Here is a 17505-nt window from a genome sequence, read left to right on the forward strand (position 1 = left end):
GTTCCACAAAAAATTGGGGTGGCTAATGGGACTCGAACCCACGACAACTGGAATCACAATCCAGGGCTCTACCAACTGAGCTATAGCCACCATCACTTCTTTACAACCTTTCTTACAGCTTACATCGTCGTACGCGGCAATCTTACCACCGCAGCTCTTGCACACAAAATTAATGGTGCGCCCGACAGGATTCGAACCTGAGACCTCTGCCTCCGGAGGGCAGCGCTCTATCCAGCTGAGCTACGGGCGCTTAGCGCCGTTGCGGGTGGGGATACTACGGTTTTAATACCTGGCTGTCTAGTGCTTTTTTAGAAGAAATGATGCGTTTGCTTACGCTTTGCTCACTCTGCCACAAAACTCAGCGAATAATAGCTCCCACACCGTATTTATCGCCGATTTTATAGGCACTCCGCTTCCGTCGCCTTGGGTTTATGCATTCCCAGCACAAAATAGCATCCCGTCACTAATGCCAGAAAAATGGCCCCAACCAGTAAAGATAAGCGCGTATCTGGATTTATCCCCATCCCCACTAATACACAAATCAGGAATGCGATGGTGAGGTAGTTTACATATGGGAATAGAATCGATTTAAACGGGTGCTGCTGTAGTGCCGCTTTATGTACCTGCCGGAAACGCAACTGACAGACCAAGACCACAAACCACGGCACCATACCAGGTAACACGCTGGCACTGTAGACATAAACAAACACTTGCTGCGGGTTGGGAATAATATAATTCAGGCTCGAACCCACTAGCAGACACAGGATGGTGATCGCAATGCAGTACACCGGCACACCACTGGCCGACAGTTTGGTTAGGCAGGCCGGTAGTTGACGGTTTTTTGCCAAAGCATACAACATGCGCCCGCCGCTATACATACCACTGTTACAACCTGAGAGAGCTGCGGTCAGTATCACAAAGTTAATAATACCCGCCGCGGCCACTATACCTATTTTGGCGAAGGTCAGCACGAAAGGGCTGCCCTCTGTACCAATCCCATTCCAGGGAAAAATGGTGATAATGACAAATATTGCAGCGACGTAGAAAATCAAAATGCGCCATAAGATGTTGTTGATCGCTCTTCTCAACGTCACCTGTGGATTTCTGGCTTCTCCCGCCGTAATACCGACCAGTTCAACACCTTGATAAGACGCGACCACAATACACAGCGCAAACAGGAAGCCTTTCCATCCCCCCGCAAAGAAACCGCCATGAGCGGTCAGATTATCGAAGCCAATCGGCTGGCCGTGATTACCAAAGCCAAAAAATATCACGCCCAAGCCAACCAGAATCATCACAACGATCGTCGTGACCTTAATCATCGCGAACCAAAACTCAAGCTCGCCATATAGTTTGACCGCGGCCAGATTCGCCAATGCTACAATCGCTACCCCAGCGATAGCCGGTAGCCACTGGGGGATTTCCGGGAACCAGAACTGAACATACACGCCAATGGCGGTAATTTCAGATATCCCCACCGCAATCCACATAAACCAGTAGCCCCAAGCCGTCAGGTAGCCAAAATAGGGGCTGAGATACTTATGCGCATATACTGCGAAGGAGCCAGCCACGGGCTCCAGATACAGCATTTCCCCCATTGCCCGCATAATGAAGAAGACAAACAAGCCCGCAATAATATAAGCCAGTAATACTGATGGCCCTGCCCATTTCAGCGTGCTTGCTGACCCCATAAATAACCCGACACCAATGGTACCGCCCAACGCTATCAGTTCGATATGCCGAGCTTCCAGCCCACGGTGTAATCCTTTTTTCTCTGCGTTGTCTGCCATATATCCTCTGTTAACTGACTGGTGTATGTCTGCTCCGGAATCCCCGGTTATTATCGTTATTATGCAAATGAATTTAATGACCGAATTTAAATATTCAGTATATTTATCAAAATATTAATTGTTATTTTGTAGGTTAACGAAGGGAACCACTACCACCAGGAAAGAACGACCATCTACCCTCAAAACCGTAACCGGTCCGTATCGTTCCGTATTTGATGCAAATTAGCAAACAGCAAACTAAAACTTTATGGAATAAAAATAAGAAAATTGATTCCATAAGGAAATTAGTTAGACGAACTGACGCAGAGCAGAGATGTAATTCAACTGAGTGACGCCGCTAACCGCTGCGGCGTCAAGATAAGAAGGGGCGCTACTAAGAACAAAAACTACAGACGGCCACTATAGTAATAACCAACAAACTTAAGCAGCTTAAGCTGGCGACGAATACGGCTAGGTTGCGCCAACAACCGGTATAGCCACTCCAGCCCCATATTCTGCCAAATTTTGGGGGCACGTTTGACATGACCGGTGAAGACATCGTAAGTGCCGCCAACCCCCATATACAGGGCATCAGGGTAAAATTTACGGCAGTCACGCATGAAGATCTCCTGCTTAGGTGACCCCATGGCCACGGTTACAATTGCTGCACCACTGGCGGCAATACGGGCAAACAGGGCTTCACGCTGCTCCGGTGTGAAATAGCCATCTTGGCTACCGACTAAATTCACGTTCCATTGGGCACGCAATTTCGCCTCGGTTTCAGCCAATACATCAGGCTTACCGCCAACCAAAAATACTGGCGTCCCTTGCTGCCCAGCGCGCTGCATCAGGGCTTCCCAGAGGTCAGCACCCGCAACGCGTGATAGCTCAGCCTGCGGATATTTACGGCGGATAGCCCGGACCATACTGATGCCATCGGCATACAGATACTCCGCGTTCTTGATCAGTTCACGCAGTGCGGCATCATCTTCGGCTTTTAATAGCTTTTCCGCATTCATCGCCACCAAGGTGCCCGTCTTTACCGGCCCACTGCCCAGTAGATGATCCAGCACCTGAGCCATGTCACGAAACCCCCAGATTTCGAAGCCACGGACATTATATTTTGGAATGACAGTATTTGGTTCCATTACGATCCTTACAGTTGACTGCCCGCGTTAGGCGTTGATAATCGTTTGGATTTAATCCCCTGACGCTTTATCAAACCCGCCGTATCGAACAACCAGTACAACAATTTTGCCAGTACCAGACAGGCACCAAAGATAACGCAGAAAAACACCACTCGTGAGACAAAGGAATCTAGCCCTTCACGTGCCAGGACAATGATATTAAACACCGCCCCAAAACAGAAACTTTGCAGAATAGCCGCTTTATAGCGATTGCTCTCTGCCTTGCCTTGTTCATACAACCAATCGAACCATTTGATGATAAGCCCCACGACAATGGCCCCCAATGGGATAAACAGCACTCCTCCCATGACCACCAGAGAACCAATCAGCGTTGGCGAGATAGCCAGCCCAGAGTGATTATCCAAAACGTCCCAGGTAAAGTAATTGGCGGTATTCAGTACCAGATCAGGGCGCTCTGGCCACAGAGCACTGGGGATAAAAACATAAAAATCACGGATAATCGGTGCCAGCCCCTGGAAATCTATTTTGTCGTAGTTCTGTAGCAATAACCCGAGGTTTTCCCAAGGCGAGAAGGTGTCCCGCGTTAAATAGAGGAAGGTGTAAAATGCCTCTGCACCGTTCACATCCAGGCCATAACGCTTAAGGGCCAGCCAGAACATACCGACAATTCCGAAGACACCTGCCGCCGCCAGCATCCACAAGGTTATCCATCCACGGACAATACCGATAAACAGGAACAATGAGAACGCGATAATGATATTGGCACGCGTCCCGCCAACGATGACATAAGTTAGAATGCCAAACGCTACCGTACTTGCAAGAAAGAAGAACCAGGCCCGCATATCCTGCTTGAGGAAATAGACCACCAGCATCGCCGGGATAAAGAAATAGAAAAAACGCTTCAGGGCAACACCAGAGACATCGCTGGAGAATATTTTGCTGTAGGAATCCAGCTTAAACAGCAAGAAACCGTTTTGCATAAAGAAGATGCCGACGGTCCCTATCGCGACCAGAGCCAGCAGAACCCAGGTCAGATTGGTTTCTACCCGGTTCATGGTGAATATTGGCGTGCGTGCCTGGCTACGGGGCTGACGCAACCGTGTTTTATAGGTTACATAGTAAATGCCATAGAAGGCCGTAGCCGACAGCATGGCGTACAACAAATACTCAACTGGCACCACCGCCACCCCAAACTGAAATACCAGCATGCAGGTCAATGGGAAGCCAAAATAGAAGGTCAACAGGTAGAGCATTGAGAACAAAACGTTAAAATTGAATTTAACCCGTCGAAATTCCTGATAGGTTAATGTCAGAATAAAAATGACTGCTATCAAATAAACACAAAATAGACCACCAAATTGCCCCAGCGTCATGGGTGTTCCCCCGCAGCCAGAGCCAACGCTTGCTGCCAACCCTCAATATAATTTGGATTGAAGAAAGCGATCGCTTGTTTATCTAACCCCGCCAGTTGACGTTGTGCCTCACGGATCAGCGGCTCGTCCAGAGTGTCACCGTAGAAGAATACGGGAATATGCTGCTCAGCCAAATCTTGCCAGAACGGATTTTTACGGCTTAGCACAAAGGGCACGCCAAACTGTGTCAATAAACACAGGGTACCAATACCTTGTTGACGGTTAAAAATGAAGTAGCCTAAGTCGCATTCGCGCAGAATATTCAGATAATCATCAAAGGGGATCTGTTCGGTTAAGATACGTAGATTGTCTTGCGAGAACAGTGCCAGCCCAGCCTGCCTGACTTGTTCAATATACGCCTCATTATTCGCCGGATAACCCATTGGGATAATCACTCGGACGTCAGCGCCAAATTGCTGATGAATCGCCTTCAGCGCCTCTATATGGCGGTTAGTGGTGTCACCGGAATTCCCCACCAAGATTGTCATCGGCCCAGCTAAGGGTTTATCAATATTGATAGCCGTCAGGGCCGGATCCATACGGGTCGGGAAATAGAGTAATGACGCTGGCACGCGAGGATACCGCTGCTGGAAATGAATTAAATCGCCCCGGGTGGCAAACACGTGCCCAACCCGCCCTTGTGCTATACGGCGCAGCAGGTAAAACAGGCGAAATTTCAAGCTTTTGGCATCTTCGTATAAATCCGCCCCCCATACATGCCAATACACCTGCCCTGGCTTAATTTTACCGCTTAGCAGCGCCAGCCAGAGAGTGGCATTAAACTGACCGTGCCAAAAGAAACGCGTACTGCGATCCGCCTGCGCACGGGCAATAACCGCCTCCGCCAAGGTTTTTTTATCACTGTAGGTGTCGATATCTAACTGCGGGAATGACGAAAAGGGGGCCGTTTCTTTTGCCGCTACCATAAAGTGCCGTACCCGTTCTACAGGCAGGCGTTTCGCCAGCACGTCATTAAAGAAACGCAACACGGTCAGATTATGGTGCGGGATATCAGATCCCAGTACATGAGTCAGGGTTATCATTTTTTTCTACTGTAAAGAGTGTTTACGGTGATGAGTGTCTACGATACACAAGGAATGCGCAGCTACAGAGCGCAAAATAGACGATATAAGTTGCCATATACGCCTGTGCCGCACCAAGAGAGCCATTCATTGGAATTAACCAGTAGGCAAACCCGGTCAACAGTAAGAACTGGCTTACTTCCGCCAAAATGTAAAAACGTAGCGATGCTTTGGCAATGACCAAATAGCCAAACACATAAGACCCAACTTTTAATACATCGCCCACTAACTGCCAGGCAAAGAGATCACGCATCGCCGTAAACTGGTGAGAGAACAACAACCAGATAGCAAAATCACGTAATAACCAAACTGTCAGACTGGCTGCCGCCACCGTAGGTAACACAAACTTTAGTGAGCGGAGGATTTCACGGGAAATCGCCCCTTTATCCTTCAGCCGAGACAGTGTTGGCAACAGATAGACGGTAAATGAGGCCGTAATAAATTGTAGGTAAGCATCTGAAATGCTGCTTACCCCTTGCCAGATCCCGACGGCATCCCAACCATAGTTATTCGCCAGTAAGTGACGCATCATTACATAGGCCACAGGCAAGGTCACTGACGTAATCAGCGCCATCAGCGTGAATTTGCCCAAATGGCTGGCCAGCACTTTATCCCAATGCGGTTTAAGGTAACTTAGCGGGATCGTCCGACGGCGGTACAGCATCGCCGCAGCGGGGAGCACAACCAACGCCGGGACTAATCCTAAGCCAACTAACGCACCAGAATAGCCCCCGATCTGAAAACAAATATAATATGCTACGACCCCAATCAGGCTACCGCCAATGATCGCCAGCGCATTGCCCATGGCATCGCGATAACCTTTGAGGATCGCCAAAAACAAGTTGGCGTAGGCAATCCCCATCTGGATAAATGCTATCGCGCGTACCACATTCTGATAATCCGCATGGCCAAATAACGCGATGCTGACAGGTTTCGCGGCCAGCAGAAAAACCAAGGCCAATAGGGTCGAGAACCCCAGAACAATGGTGGACGAGGTGCCCAGCATGGCCCGCAAACGTTCAGGTTGCTGATGATACTCAGCAACATATTTAGTAATACCGTTAAAGATACCCGCGCCAGACAGCACGCCTAATACTATAATTAGCTGACGAAAATTACCCGCCTGCCCCACACCGCTAGGGCCAAAGGTGACCGCCAACAGTTTAACCACCAACAGCCCTACGCCAATCTTGATTAGCGTAGAGCAGGCAGTCCAAATTGATGCTTTTGCCAGAGACATATCAGACGAAGAAACTCAGCACAGTATTAATGACCGTGTTCTGACTAACATCGGTCAGGTTGTAGAAAATAGGTAAACGCACCAGGCGCTCACTCTCCTTGGAGGTAAAGCAGTCTTCGCCAGCCATACGACCAAACTCCTCACCTGCCGGACACGCATGTAATGGGATGTAGTGGAATACCGCCATGATGTCAGCTTCTTTTAAATAGCTGATAAATGCAGAGCGCTCCTCAATATCACGCAGCTTGATATAAAACATGTGGGCGTTTTGCACCAAGTTGTCTGGGATCACCGGTAAATCAATGCGTCCAGCATCAGCCAACGGTTTGAAAGCATTATAATAACCATGCCATAGCGCCAAACGACGTTCGTTGATCTGCTCTGCTGCCTCTAACTGGCCCCACAGGTAAGCGGCTTGTAAATCAGACATCAAGTAGCTGGAGCCGATATCACGCCAGGTGTATTTATCCACCTGACCACGGAAGAATTGGCTACGGTTGGTGCCCTTTTCACGGATGATTTCTGCACGATCAATCAATGACGGATCATTGATCAGCGTCGCACCACCTTCACCACCTGCAGTGTAATTTTTAGTTTCATGGAAGCTGAAGCAACCAATATGGCCAATGGTGCCCAGAGCTTTGCCTTTGTAGGTTGACATCACGCCTTGAGCCGCATCTTCTACCACAAACAAATTATGCTTTTTCGCCAGTGCCATGATGGTATCCATCTCACAGGCAACCCCTGCATAGTGGACTGGCACAATAACCCGGGTTTTATCGGTAATTGCCGCTTCAATCTTGGTTTCATCGATATTCATGGTATCTGGACGGATATCGACAAACACCATTTTGGCCCCACGCAGCACAAAGGCATTAGCAGTGGAAACAAAGGTAAAACTTGGCATGATCACTTCATCACCGGGCTTGATATCCAGCAATAACGCGGCCATTTCCAACGAGGCGGTGCAAGATGGCGTCAGTAACACTTTTGGGCAGTTAAAACGCTTCTCCATCCACTGCTGGCAGCGACGGGTAAAACCACCATCACCGCATAACTTGCCACTGCTCATCGCAGCCTGCATATAACCCAGTTCGGTGCCCACTATCGGTGGAGTGTTAAATGGAATCATCTCATCCCCTGCATAACCAATACGCGGTACTCTCAATGGAGGCACCACTACGAATATAGAGACGTAAAGCAGCAATATTGCTCATTTGTGTGGCTACCCGTAACCGGTGTAACCCATGATGCTGGCACCACTGCTTTGCCGCCGACATTAATCTTAACCCTATACCTTTACTCTGTGCACCGGGAAATACAGCCAACAGGCCAATACGCGCACTCCCGTCTTGCAAGTCACGCAACGTCACAAACCCGACGGGTTGATCCGTAGGATCGAGCACCAATAAACATTGGTGATCAAAGGTTCCCAGCACCGCCTTTTCAGCCCACAATGCATAAAATCGCCCACTATCCTGTGTGTCATACCAAGGCGCACGAAAGCGGCTTAAGGCAAAAGCACTGGCGGCAACACTGCGCAACTGCGGAATATCTGCCTCGGTAGCAACCCGTTGCGAGTAGGTCCCCATATTGGGTTCTGATGTAGCATTTTCCGTGCCAATACTTTCTTTTTCACCCACGGCCAGCGACAGATCAATTTCCCCTTCAACCAAATGAAAATCAAGCTGACTCAGGGCATCGATCAGATCAAGGCGATGGGTAGGCACTTTAGCCTGAACGAGAGTAAAAGCAGCCAACTCAGCCGGGTTAAGTTGCGGGGCTGAGTCGGAAAAAATCAATTTTGCACTTTGGCGCTGGAAAAATTCACTTTCCCAGCCCAATGGCTCAATACTGGCGTGGACGGGCATGTAACAGATCCAATAGGTATTTGCCATAACCGGTCTTCGCCAGCGCTGTTGCCGCACGTTTTACGCCATCATCATCCAACCAACCATTGCGCCAGGCGATCTCTTCCAAACAGGCAATTTTAAAACCTTGACGTTTTTCAACCGTTTGAACAAAGGTACTGGCTTCGATCAGGCTGTCATGGGTACCGGTATCCAGCCAGGCAAAACCACGCCCAAGCAGCTCAACCGTTAACTCACTGCGATCCAGATACATTTGATTAATGCTAGTGATTTCCAGTTCACCACGAGCAGAAGGCTTAACCTGCTTGGCAAAATCAACCACTTGGTTATCGTAGAAATAAAGCCCGGTCACCGCCCAATTTGATTTTGGCTGGCTCGGTTTTTCTTCTATAGACAAGGCGCGGAAGTTGTCATCAAACTCCACTACGCCAAAGCGCTCTGGGTCCATCACCTGATAGCCAAAAACAGTCGCGCCCTGCTGACGTGCAGCGACTGCTTTCAGTTTTGGACTAAAGCCTTGGCCGAAGTAGATATTATCACCGAGCACCAAACAGCATGGCTCATTATCAATAAACGCTTCACCGATGATAAATGCCTGTGCCAGCCCGTCTGGGCTGGGCTGCGCGGCATAACTCAGATTAATACCAAACTCATCACCGTTGCCCAGCAAACGCTGAAACGACGGCAAGTCTTCCGGAGTTGAGATAATCAACACGTCACGGATCCCTGCCAGCATCAATACTGACAGCGGGTAATAGATCATGGGTTTATCGTAAATGGGAAGTAGTTGCTTAGAGACGCCACGGGTGATGGGGTGTAATCGGGAACCTGAACCACCAGCCAGAATTATGCCTTTCATACGTTCTCCTGATACATACAATCTCCTGATACATACAATTTCCTGATACATACCATCTCCTGAGACCATCAGGCAGAGGCTATACGCAGGCAAAACATCATGCAAACGACTGGATGACGTCATCCCGATGATTAATCGATTTTTGTGTCTATCGTAGGTCACCCAAAGATAGACATATAGATTTCAAGGTGCAGGAAGGCGGCAAGCAAGCGAACTCCGAGGTGCTTACATAAGTAAGTTATTCGGGTGACTGAGCGCAGCCAATACACCTACAACGTGAAAGATGACGGGTATTAGTCACTCAAGCCCAAACGCTCTCCGGCGTAAGAGCCATCCTGAACACGACGCCACCAAGATTCATTATTCAAATACCACAAGACCGTTTTACGGATACCGCTTTCGAAGGTTTCTTGTGGACGCCAACCCAGTTCCCGCTCAATCTTGCCAGCATCAATGGCATAGCGCATATCATGACCAGGCCGGTCTTTTACGTAGGTAATTAAATCACGGTAGTGTGCGATACCCGCCGGTTTTGCTGGCACCAACTCATCCAATAGCGTGCAAATGGTTTCAACTACTTCAATATTCTTGCGCTCATTATGGCCGCCGATATTGTAGGTTTCACCCACCACACCCTCAGTAACCACCTGATACAACGCTCTGGCGTGGTCTTCTACATACAGCCAGTCGCGGACCTGAGCACCATTGCCATAAACGGGCAGTGGCTTACCCGCCAACGCATTTAAAATAACCAACGGGATCAGCTTTTCTGGGAAGTGATACGGGCCATAATTATTTGAACAATTGGTCACTAAAGTCGGTAAACCATAAGTACGCAACCAAGCCCGTACTAAATGGTCACTGGACGCCTTAGACGCCGAATATGGGCTGCTTGGCGCATACGGTGTGGTTTCGGTAAACAAATCGTCAGTGCCGTGCAAATCGCCATACACCTCATCTGTTGAGATATGGTGAAAGCGAAAAGCCTGCTTGGCATCAATACTCATTTGTTGCCAATAGTGACGAGCAGCTTCCAACAGGGTGTAAGTGCCAACCACGTTCGTCTCGATAAACGCGGCGGGGCCATCAATTGAGCGGTCAACATGGCTCTCGGCAGCCAAATGCATCACCACATTCGGCTGATACTGTGCGAAAACCCGATCCAACTCACTGCGGTCACAGATATCGACTTGTTCGAAAGCATAACGCTCACTGCCCGCGACAACTGACAGCGACTCCAGATTACCGGCATAGGTGAGTTTATCGACCACCACCACGCTATCTGAAGTACCATCAATAATATGCCTGACCACTGCAGAGCCGATAAAACCGGCCCCGCCGGTGACGAGAATTCGCCTCAACGCCATACTCCTTTGGTATCAACAATCCACGGTTGCTTAATATCTTCAGGTTTGATGACCTTGAATTGTTTGTGGTCCACCAACATGACCAAGACATCAGCCTGTTGTAAAGCAGTTGCGGTATCTTTCAAGGTGACAAGACCGGTCAGTGATTTTGGCAATTGCTCAACATTGGGTTCGACAACCAGTGTTTCACCCACATGCCATTCTGCGATCAAACGGGCAACACCCACTGCCGGACTTTCACGCAGGTCATCAATATCAGGTTTAAAAGCCAGACCGAAGCAGGCAATTTTCACTTCAGAAGCGCGTTTATCGCTGGCAGCCAGACAATCAGCAACAGCGGTTTTAACCCGGTCAACCACCCACAACGGTTTACCGTCGTTCACCAGACGTGCCGTGTGGATCAGGCGGGCCAATTGTGGATTCTGAGAAACAATAAACCATGGATCGACGGCGATACAGTGACCACCTACACCCGGACCCGGCTGTAAAATATTAACGCGTGGATGGCGGTTCGCCAGACGAATCAGCTCCCACACATTGATGCCTTGCTCATCACAAATCAGCGATAACTCGTTGGCAAAGGCAATGTTAACGTCACGGAAGCTGTTTTCCGTCAGTTTGCACATCTCAGCGGTGCGTGAGTTAGTCACCACACACTCACCTTCCAAGAAAATTTTATATAACGCACTGGCACGGGCAGAACATTTTGGTGTCATGCCACCAATCACCCGGTCGTTCTGGATCAGTTCAACCATAACCTGGCCCGGTAACACGCGCTCAGGGCAGTAAGCAATATTGATATCGGCTTCTTCGCCAGCTTGCTGTGGGAAACTCAAATCAGGGCGAGCCTCAGCCAGCCATTGCGCCATTTGCTCAGTAGCACCCACCGGGGAGGTAGATTCCAAAATGACCAAATCACCTTTTTTCAACACTGGTGCGATGGATTTAGCGGCTGATTCGACGAAAATCATATCCGGCTCATGATCGCCTTTAAACGGTGTTGGTACAGCAATAAGGAATGCATCAGCTGCCAGTGGCTTCGTCACCGCTTGCAGGTACCCGCCTTCAACTGCAATCTTCACCACTTTGTCTAAATCTGGCTCCACGATATGGATAGCACCGCGATTAATGGTTTCAACCGCATGAGCATTGACGTCTACACCAATCACTTTCTTTTTACGCGATGCGAAAGCCGCCGCTGTTGGCAGACCAATATACCCAAGACCGATAACAGAAATAGTTTCAAAACTCATAGCGTCACCTGATGATTCTTTAAAGCTTTAAGGATGCGTTGACAGGCATACCCGTCACCGTAAGGATTGTGTGCCCGGGTCATTTGATGATAGGCCGTCTCATCAGTCAGCAAGCGGGTTACTGCATCAACAATTTTATTAATATTTGTCCCCACCAGCAGCACAGTGCCAGAATCTACGGCTTCCGGGCGCTCGGTGGTGTCACGCATCACCAATACAGGTTTGCCCAATGACGGCGCTTCTTCCTGAATGCCCCCTGAGTCAGTCAGGATCAAATACGCATGGTTCATTAAGTAAACAAATGGCAGGTAATCTTGCGGGTCGATCAGAATAATATTATCAATCCCCTTCAAGATGCGGTTTACCGGCTCGCTGACGTTGGGGTTAAGATGCACGGGATAAACAACCTGCACCTCAGGGTGTTTCCGGGCAATTTCCGCTAACGCACTGCAAATCCGCTCAAAACCACCACCAAAGCTTTCACGACGATGGCCAGTGACCAGAATCATCTTCTTATTGGTATCAAGGAAGGCGTAACGTTGTGCCAAGCTTGCTCGCAAATCAGGGGTATTCATCACCCGATCACGAACCCAGAACAACGCATCAATCACGGTATTACCCGTGACAAAAATACGGTTTTCCGGCACCAATTCACGTAGCAAATTCTGGCGGGAATTCTCGGTCGGTGCAAAATGATACATGGCAAGATGCCCAGTCAGTTGACGGTTGGCTTCCTCCGGCCATGGAGAATAGAGATCCCCGGTCCGTAGCCCAGCCTCGACATGACCGACAGGTATGCGGTGATAGAACCCGGCCAAACTGGCTGACAGTGTGGTTGTGGTATCGCCATGCACCAAGATAACATCTGGCTTAAACTCTTCGAGAACCGGCTTTAGCCCTTCCAGAATGCGGCAGGTTATTTCCGTCAATCCCTGTCCTGGCCTCATGATGTCTAAATCATAATCCGGTTGAATCTCAAATAAACGCAATACCTGATCCAGCATCTCACGATGCTGGGCAGTTACGCAGACTCTCGATTCAAAGGCTTCATCCTGAGCCAAGGCATGCACCAGAGGAGCCATTTTTATCGCTTCAGGACGGGTGCCAAAAACAGTCAACACTTTCACAGTGAATCTCTTTAGGTCAGTTAGCCGCAGGCAATGCCTGCAAATTGGGCGCACAATGCGTCCATTAACGATTTCTTGTAACTCAGTGCGTGACTCGATACGGGTTCATACAGTGATGAGCTACATACGACTATGAACTACATACAATCACGAGCAACATACAACTATCGATTACATCCAACTACTGATTACATACAATGACCGATTACATACAATGGCCGATTACATACAATGGCCGATCACGTGTAGTTACTGACACGTGCAGTTACTGACGCATATCGTTACTGATTCCACACGACACCGGCCATACCAGTCACAGTGACTTACTGGAACGGCGAACCAACACCACTCCCGCACCGACTAATGCCCCGATAGCGCCCCACATAATCAGCAGGAAAACACGACGTGGGCTATCACGGGTAACCGGGTCTTCTGGTGTACGTAAGTAGCGGTAAGTCTGGAATTTATCATCTAGCGTCGGACCAACGTTCAATGTTGCCAGCATGGCACGGTTTTGATCATAATCAATATCAAAACTTGGGCCAGTAGCCTGTAATGTTTCTAAACGGGCTTCAAGCATCGGCTTACCCAACATGAACATCTTGGAGTCTGCCAATTGCTCGGCTGGCGTATCTGTCTGGCTACGGGTAATACCTTGTTGCCCAGCCACTTTCAATGCTTGCTTAACCGCCGCCACTTCACGATCAAAGACCGCTTGAGCCACCGCTTCCTGACGTTTAACCTGCGCTTTCATTGATTGAGTCCGCGCGGCCCAAGCGCCTTGAATTTCATCATTCAGGTGGCTTGACGCACGTTGACTGGCAAAATCAATGTAACCACGCAGTAGCTTATTCGCATCACTGGCCGTTTCTGCCGTCAATTTAATGCTGTCATTCGGGATTTTTTTGTCATCACGCGCCGTGAAAACAATGTTATTCACTAACTCGTCGAGTAATGCCGCATCCGCTTTAGCGTCTCCCTCAAGCCGTTGCTTGTAGTAATCGCTTTGTAGCCAAAAATCACGACGGGTATCGTAAGCCGCTAGCTGAGTAATGAACTCACTGTAAGCTTCATCGGAAATGCCCGGCTGTTCACTGACAAGCCCGCTATTGAGATGGGTATCAAGATTACGTAAAAACTGCTGTTGCGAATAATACCCTCCCAAATTGTTGACTGTTGGTCTGTCAGTAATGGCTGTCGCACTCCACTGCTGCTTCACCAGATAGGAGACTCCCAGTGCAATTGCAGCGAAAATAATTGCCATACCGATAATCCATACCTTGCCACGCCATAGAGTACGACACAGGCCACGGATATCTAATTCGTTATCCACAGACGGTTCATTATTGGTAGACCCTGTTTTATCAGTCGACATAGATTCTGGTTTCATCACTGCCTAAACGCCTCTGGTTAAGATTCATGCTTATTTTTCGATGCCCGCCGCATCCGACGCTTGAAGCGTTTAATAAAACGCGCCACCCGCCACGCCCGTTTAATGCAGTAGCCATACAATAGAAATGCAAGCAAGAACAATGCCAACATGACCCATTCGGGTATAAATGTCAGCCGTTCGCCGATAACACCAATCATGGCTAATAACGCGGCAGCCAGTGTGATGAGAACAAAAGCTTGCCGGGAGGTAAAACCGGCCCGCATGATTAAATGATGAATATGTTGGCGATCCGGAGAGAAAGGACTCATGCCTTTGCGTAAACGGCGATACATGATGGCAATCATGTCCATCAACGGAATGGCGATAATCCATAATGCAGTCACAGGGTTGATTGGATGAGCATTACCCTGAGTCGCCTGTAACAGGATCCAGATCGCGGTGAAACCAATCAAAGTACTGCCAGCATCGCCCATGAAGACTTTATAGCGGCGACCCAGTAACCCTAGATTCAGTAAGATATAGGGAATAATCGTGCCTATCATGGCGAAACACCATAACGCCAATGACATCTGCCCACTTTGGTACAACAAAATCCCCATGGCCCCGAAGGAAACACAGGATAGGCCACCCAGTAAGCCATCTATCCCATCAACCATGTTGAAAGCATTGATTGCCGCCCAAACCGCAAATAGGGTGACCACATAACCAAATGGCCCTAATACCATTTCCCATGGACCGAAGGCATGCCCCAGGCTACGTAAATATAGCCCCGCGACTGCCATCATCGCAATGCCGACCAGTGCTTGAACAAAAGCGCGAATTTTTACGCTGATATCAAAACGATCATCTAAAGCACCAACGAAGACCAATAACCCGGCACACGCAAGATATAAACGAAAATGGGGAATTTGCTGATTGGTAATCAGAAAAGCAAAACAGACCCCCGCGAATACCGATATTCCACCCACCAAAGGGATGAGTCCTTGATGGCGCTTACGGTAATTGGGTTTATCGACAAGTCCAATTCTTATGGCAACTTTGCGAGCAACAAATAGAAATACCATAGAAAATAGGAATATATAGATTAATTCAGTACTCATAGTGAGTAGGTTCACGTTTAACCGCTCTCTGCAAAAAGATACGACAGCTTAGCATGTAGATTAGCACTTGCTATGCCTCCAACACGCTTTCAGTTATATCTGAATATGATGATAGCCTTACCGGCTATTCCAAACTCTATTTTGGTATTGTCTCATTGGTTATGAGAATATACCCGTCATACTTCAAGTTGTATGTCGCTGGCTGTCTTCGTTCACCCCAGTTACTTGCCTGTGTAAGCTCTTTGGGACGCCCTCAGTTGCCGCCTTCCTGAAACTCGAATTATTTTGGGTATAGATACAAAAATATTTGTCAGTTCGATATTTTTACCCTCTCCATGGACAATGATCCCAACTATCGTATATTCCAAAAGCAAAAAACGCCACGACTGGCGTGGCGTTTTGACTGATTCAACACTAATACCTTTAGTGATTCAACTATACCTTATAGTACTTGACGCCGCAGAGGTGCTAACTACACACATTTACCTGCAGCACCAGTTTCTTTAGGCATATAAACTTACGAGCGTCTCATATTATCGAAGAACTGATCGTTAGTTTTCGCAGTCGCCAGCTTACTGATGAGGAATTCCATTGCATCAATTTCACCCATTGGATGAAGAATTCGGCGCAAGATCCACATTTTTTGTAGCTCATCAGTCGTAGTAAGCAACTCTTCTTTACGGGTACCAGAGCGGTTGAAGTCAATGGCTGGGAATACACGTTTCTCCGCAATTTTACGGGACAGATGCAATTCCATGTTACCGGTACCTTTAAATTCTTCGTAGATAACTTCATCCATTTTAGAACCGGTATCAACCAGCGCGGTTGCAATGATGGTCAGGCTTCCGCCCTCTTCAACATTACGTGCGGCACCAAAGAAACGTTTAGGACGATGTAACGCGTTCGCATCAACACCACCGGTCAATACTTTGCCTGAAGCAGGTACTACGGTGTTGTAAGCACGGGCTAAACGGGTAATAGAGTCTAACAAGATAATAACGTCTTTTTTATGCTCAACCAGACGTTTTGCTTTCTCGATAACCATTTCAGCGACTTGAACGTGACGGGAGGCTGGTTCATCAAAAGTAGAAGCAATGACTTCACCTTTGACCAGACGTTGCATCTCGGTTACTTCTTCTGGACGCTCGTCAATCAGCAATACCATCAAAACACAATCAGGGTGGTTGTAAGCAATGCTGGTCGCGATGTTCTGCAACAGCATAGTTTTACCGGCTTTCGGTGGTGCCACAATCAGACCACGTTGGCCACGACCGATTGGCGATGCCAAATCCAGTACACGGGCGGTTAAATCTTCAGTCGAACCATTACCACGTTCCATGCGCAGACGAGAGTTGGCATGTAACGGTGTTAAGTTTTCGAATAGGATTTTATTACGGGCGTTTTCCGGCTTGTCATAGTTAACTTCATTAACTTTCAACAATGCAAAATAACGCTCGCCTTCTTTAGGCGGACGAATCTTACCGGCAACGGTATCACCAGTGCGGAGGTTGAAACGGCGAATTTGGCTTGGGGATACATAGATGTCGTCGGGACCGGCGAGGTAGGAGCTGTCTGCAGAACGGAGAAAACCAAATCCATCCTGCAATATCTCCAATACACCGTCACCGAAGATATCTTCTCCACTTTTGGCATGCTGCTTTAGAATAGAGAAAATAATATCTTGTTTACGCATCCGGGCCAGGTTTTCCAGCCCCATATTTTCGCCAAGTGTTATCAGATCAGAAACCGGCGTATTCTTTAATTCGGTAAGATTCATAATGGTGGGTTCTTAAACTCGGGGTATGTCTCGAACTATGGTCGTGAATGGTATGGCAGCGTCATACGTGCCTGTTAATGGGACATTCAACCACCGGCCTTGGGCAA

At 48.4% G+C, this 17505-nt stretch carries 14 protein-coding genes and 2 tRNA genes; all 16 read right to left on the minus strand.

What is annotated here, in order from left to right:
- Positions 1-14: 14 nt before the first annotated feature.
- The 16 genes from AC971_RS07770 to rho all read right to left on the minus strand — a co-directional run bounded on the left by AC971_RS07770 (position 15) and on the right by rho (position 17398).
- Positions 15-90: transfer RNA gene (locus AC971_RS07770), tRNA-His, on the minus strand.
- Between the two features lie 83 nt (positions 91-173).
- A tRNA-Arg gene (locus AC971_RS07775) sits at positions 174-250 on the minus strand.
- A 148-nt stretch (positions 251-398) separates the two neighbouring features.
- Positions 399-1790: a bifunctional threonine/serine APC transporter ThrP gene (gene thrP, locus AC971_RS07780; RefSeq protein WP_025382141.1), complete on the minus strand. Its 1392-nt coding sequence runs from the start codon at positions 1788-1790 to the stop codon at positions 399-401.
- A gap of 386 nt (positions 1791-2176) precedes the next feature.
- Positions 2177-2917, minus strand: coding sequence for a lipopolysaccharide N-acetylmannosaminouronosyltransferase (gene wecG, locus AC971_RS07785; RefSeq protein ID WP_025382140.1), 741 nt, complete (start codon positions 2915-2917; stop codon positions 2177-2179).
- Between the two features lie 8 nt (positions 2918-2925).
- The gene (gene wzyE / locus AC971_RS07790; protein WP_025382139.1) at positions 2926-4290 is read right to left on the minus strand and encodes an ECA oligosaccharide polymerase; all 1365 of its coding nucleotides are present in this window, start codon (positions 4288-4290) and stop codon (positions 2926-2928) included.
- Entirely contained in the window at positions 4287-5372 is a 1086-nt protein-coding gene (locus AC971_RS07795) for a TDP-N-acetylfucosamine:lipid II N-acetylfucosaminyltransferase (protein WP_025382138.1), read from the minus strand. The genes wzyE and AC971_RS07795 overlap by 4 nt, the downstream gene beginning before the upstream one ends.
- 22 nt (positions 5373-5394) lie before the next feature.
- Positions 5395-6651: a lipid III flippase WzxE gene (gene wzxE / locus AC971_RS07800; RefSeq protein ID WP_025382137.1), complete on the minus strand. Its 1257-nt coding sequence runs from the start codon at positions 6649-6651 to the stop codon at positions 5395-5397.
- A gap of 1 nt (position 6652) precedes the next feature.
- Positions 6653-7783, minus strand: coding sequence for a dTDP-4-amino-4,6-dideoxygalactose transaminase (rffA, locus tag AC971_RS07805; protein WP_025382136.1), 1131 nt, complete (start codon positions 7781-7783; stop codon positions 6653-6655).
- A gap of 1 nt (position 7784) precedes the next feature.
- The gene (gene rffC / locus AC971_RS07810) at positions 7785-8522 is read right to left on the minus strand and encodes a dTDP-4-amino-4,6-dideoxy-D-galactose acyltransferase (RefSeq protein WP_025382135.1); all 738 of its coding nucleotides are present in this window, start codon (positions 8520-8522) and stop codon (positions 7785-7787) included.
- Positions 8500-9381, minus strand: coding sequence for a glucose-1-phosphate thymidylyltransferase RfbA (gene rfbA / locus AC971_RS07815; protein ID WP_025382134.1), 882 nt, complete (start codon positions 9379-9381; stop codon positions 8500-8502). Before rfbA ends, rffC begins: the two co-directional genes overlap by 23 nt.
- A 293-nt stretch (positions 9382-9674) precedes the next feature.
- Positions 9675-10748 (minus strand): dTDP-glucose 4,6-dehydratase, encoded by a 1074-nt coding sequence (gene rffG, locus AC971_RS07820; RefSeq protein ID WP_025382133.1) that lies wholly within the window; start codon positions 10746-10748, stop codon positions 9675-9677.
- Positions 10739-12001 (minus strand): UDP-N-acetyl-D-mannosamine dehydrogenase, encoded by a 1263-nt coding sequence (wecC, locus tag AC971_RS07825; protein WP_025382132.1) that lies wholly within the window; start codon positions 11999-12001, stop codon positions 10739-10741. Before wecC ends, rffG begins: the two co-directional genes overlap by 10 nt.
- Complete coding sequence (wecB, locus tag AC971_RS07830; RefSeq protein ID WP_025382131.1) at positions 11998-13128, minus strand: non-hydrolyzing UDP-N-acetylglucosamine 2-epimerase; 1131 nt, start codon at positions 13126-13128, stop codon at positions 11998-12000. The genes wecC and wecB overlap by 4 nt, the downstream gene beginning before the upstream one ends.
- 313 nt (positions 13129-13441) lie before the next feature.
- Complete coding sequence (gene wzzE / locus AC971_RS07835; RefSeq protein ID WP_025382130.1) at positions 13442-14518, minus strand: ECA polysaccharide chain length modulation protein; 1077 nt, start codon at positions 14516-14518, stop codon at positions 13442-13444.
- Positions 14519-14538: 20 nt separating this feature from the next.
- Positions 14539-15636, minus strand: coding sequence for a UDP-N-acetylglucosamine--undecaprenyl-phosphate N-acetylglucosaminephosphotransferase (wecA, locus tag AC971_RS07840; RefSeq protein WP_025382129.1), 1098 nt, complete (start codon positions 15634-15636; stop codon positions 14539-14541).
- A 502-nt stretch (positions 15637-16138) separates the two neighbouring features.
- Complete coding sequence (gene rho, locus AC971_RS07845; RefSeq protein WP_002211989.1) at positions 16139-17398, minus strand: transcription termination factor Rho; 1260 nt, start codon at positions 17396-17398, stop codon at positions 16139-16141.
- Positions 17399-17505 lie beyond the last annotated feature (107 nt).

The organism is Yersinia similis (assembly GCF_001053095.1).
Classification (GTDB): domain Bacteria; phylum Pseudomonadota; class Gammaproteobacteria; order Enterobacterales; family Enterobacteriaceae; genus Yersinia; species Yersinia similis.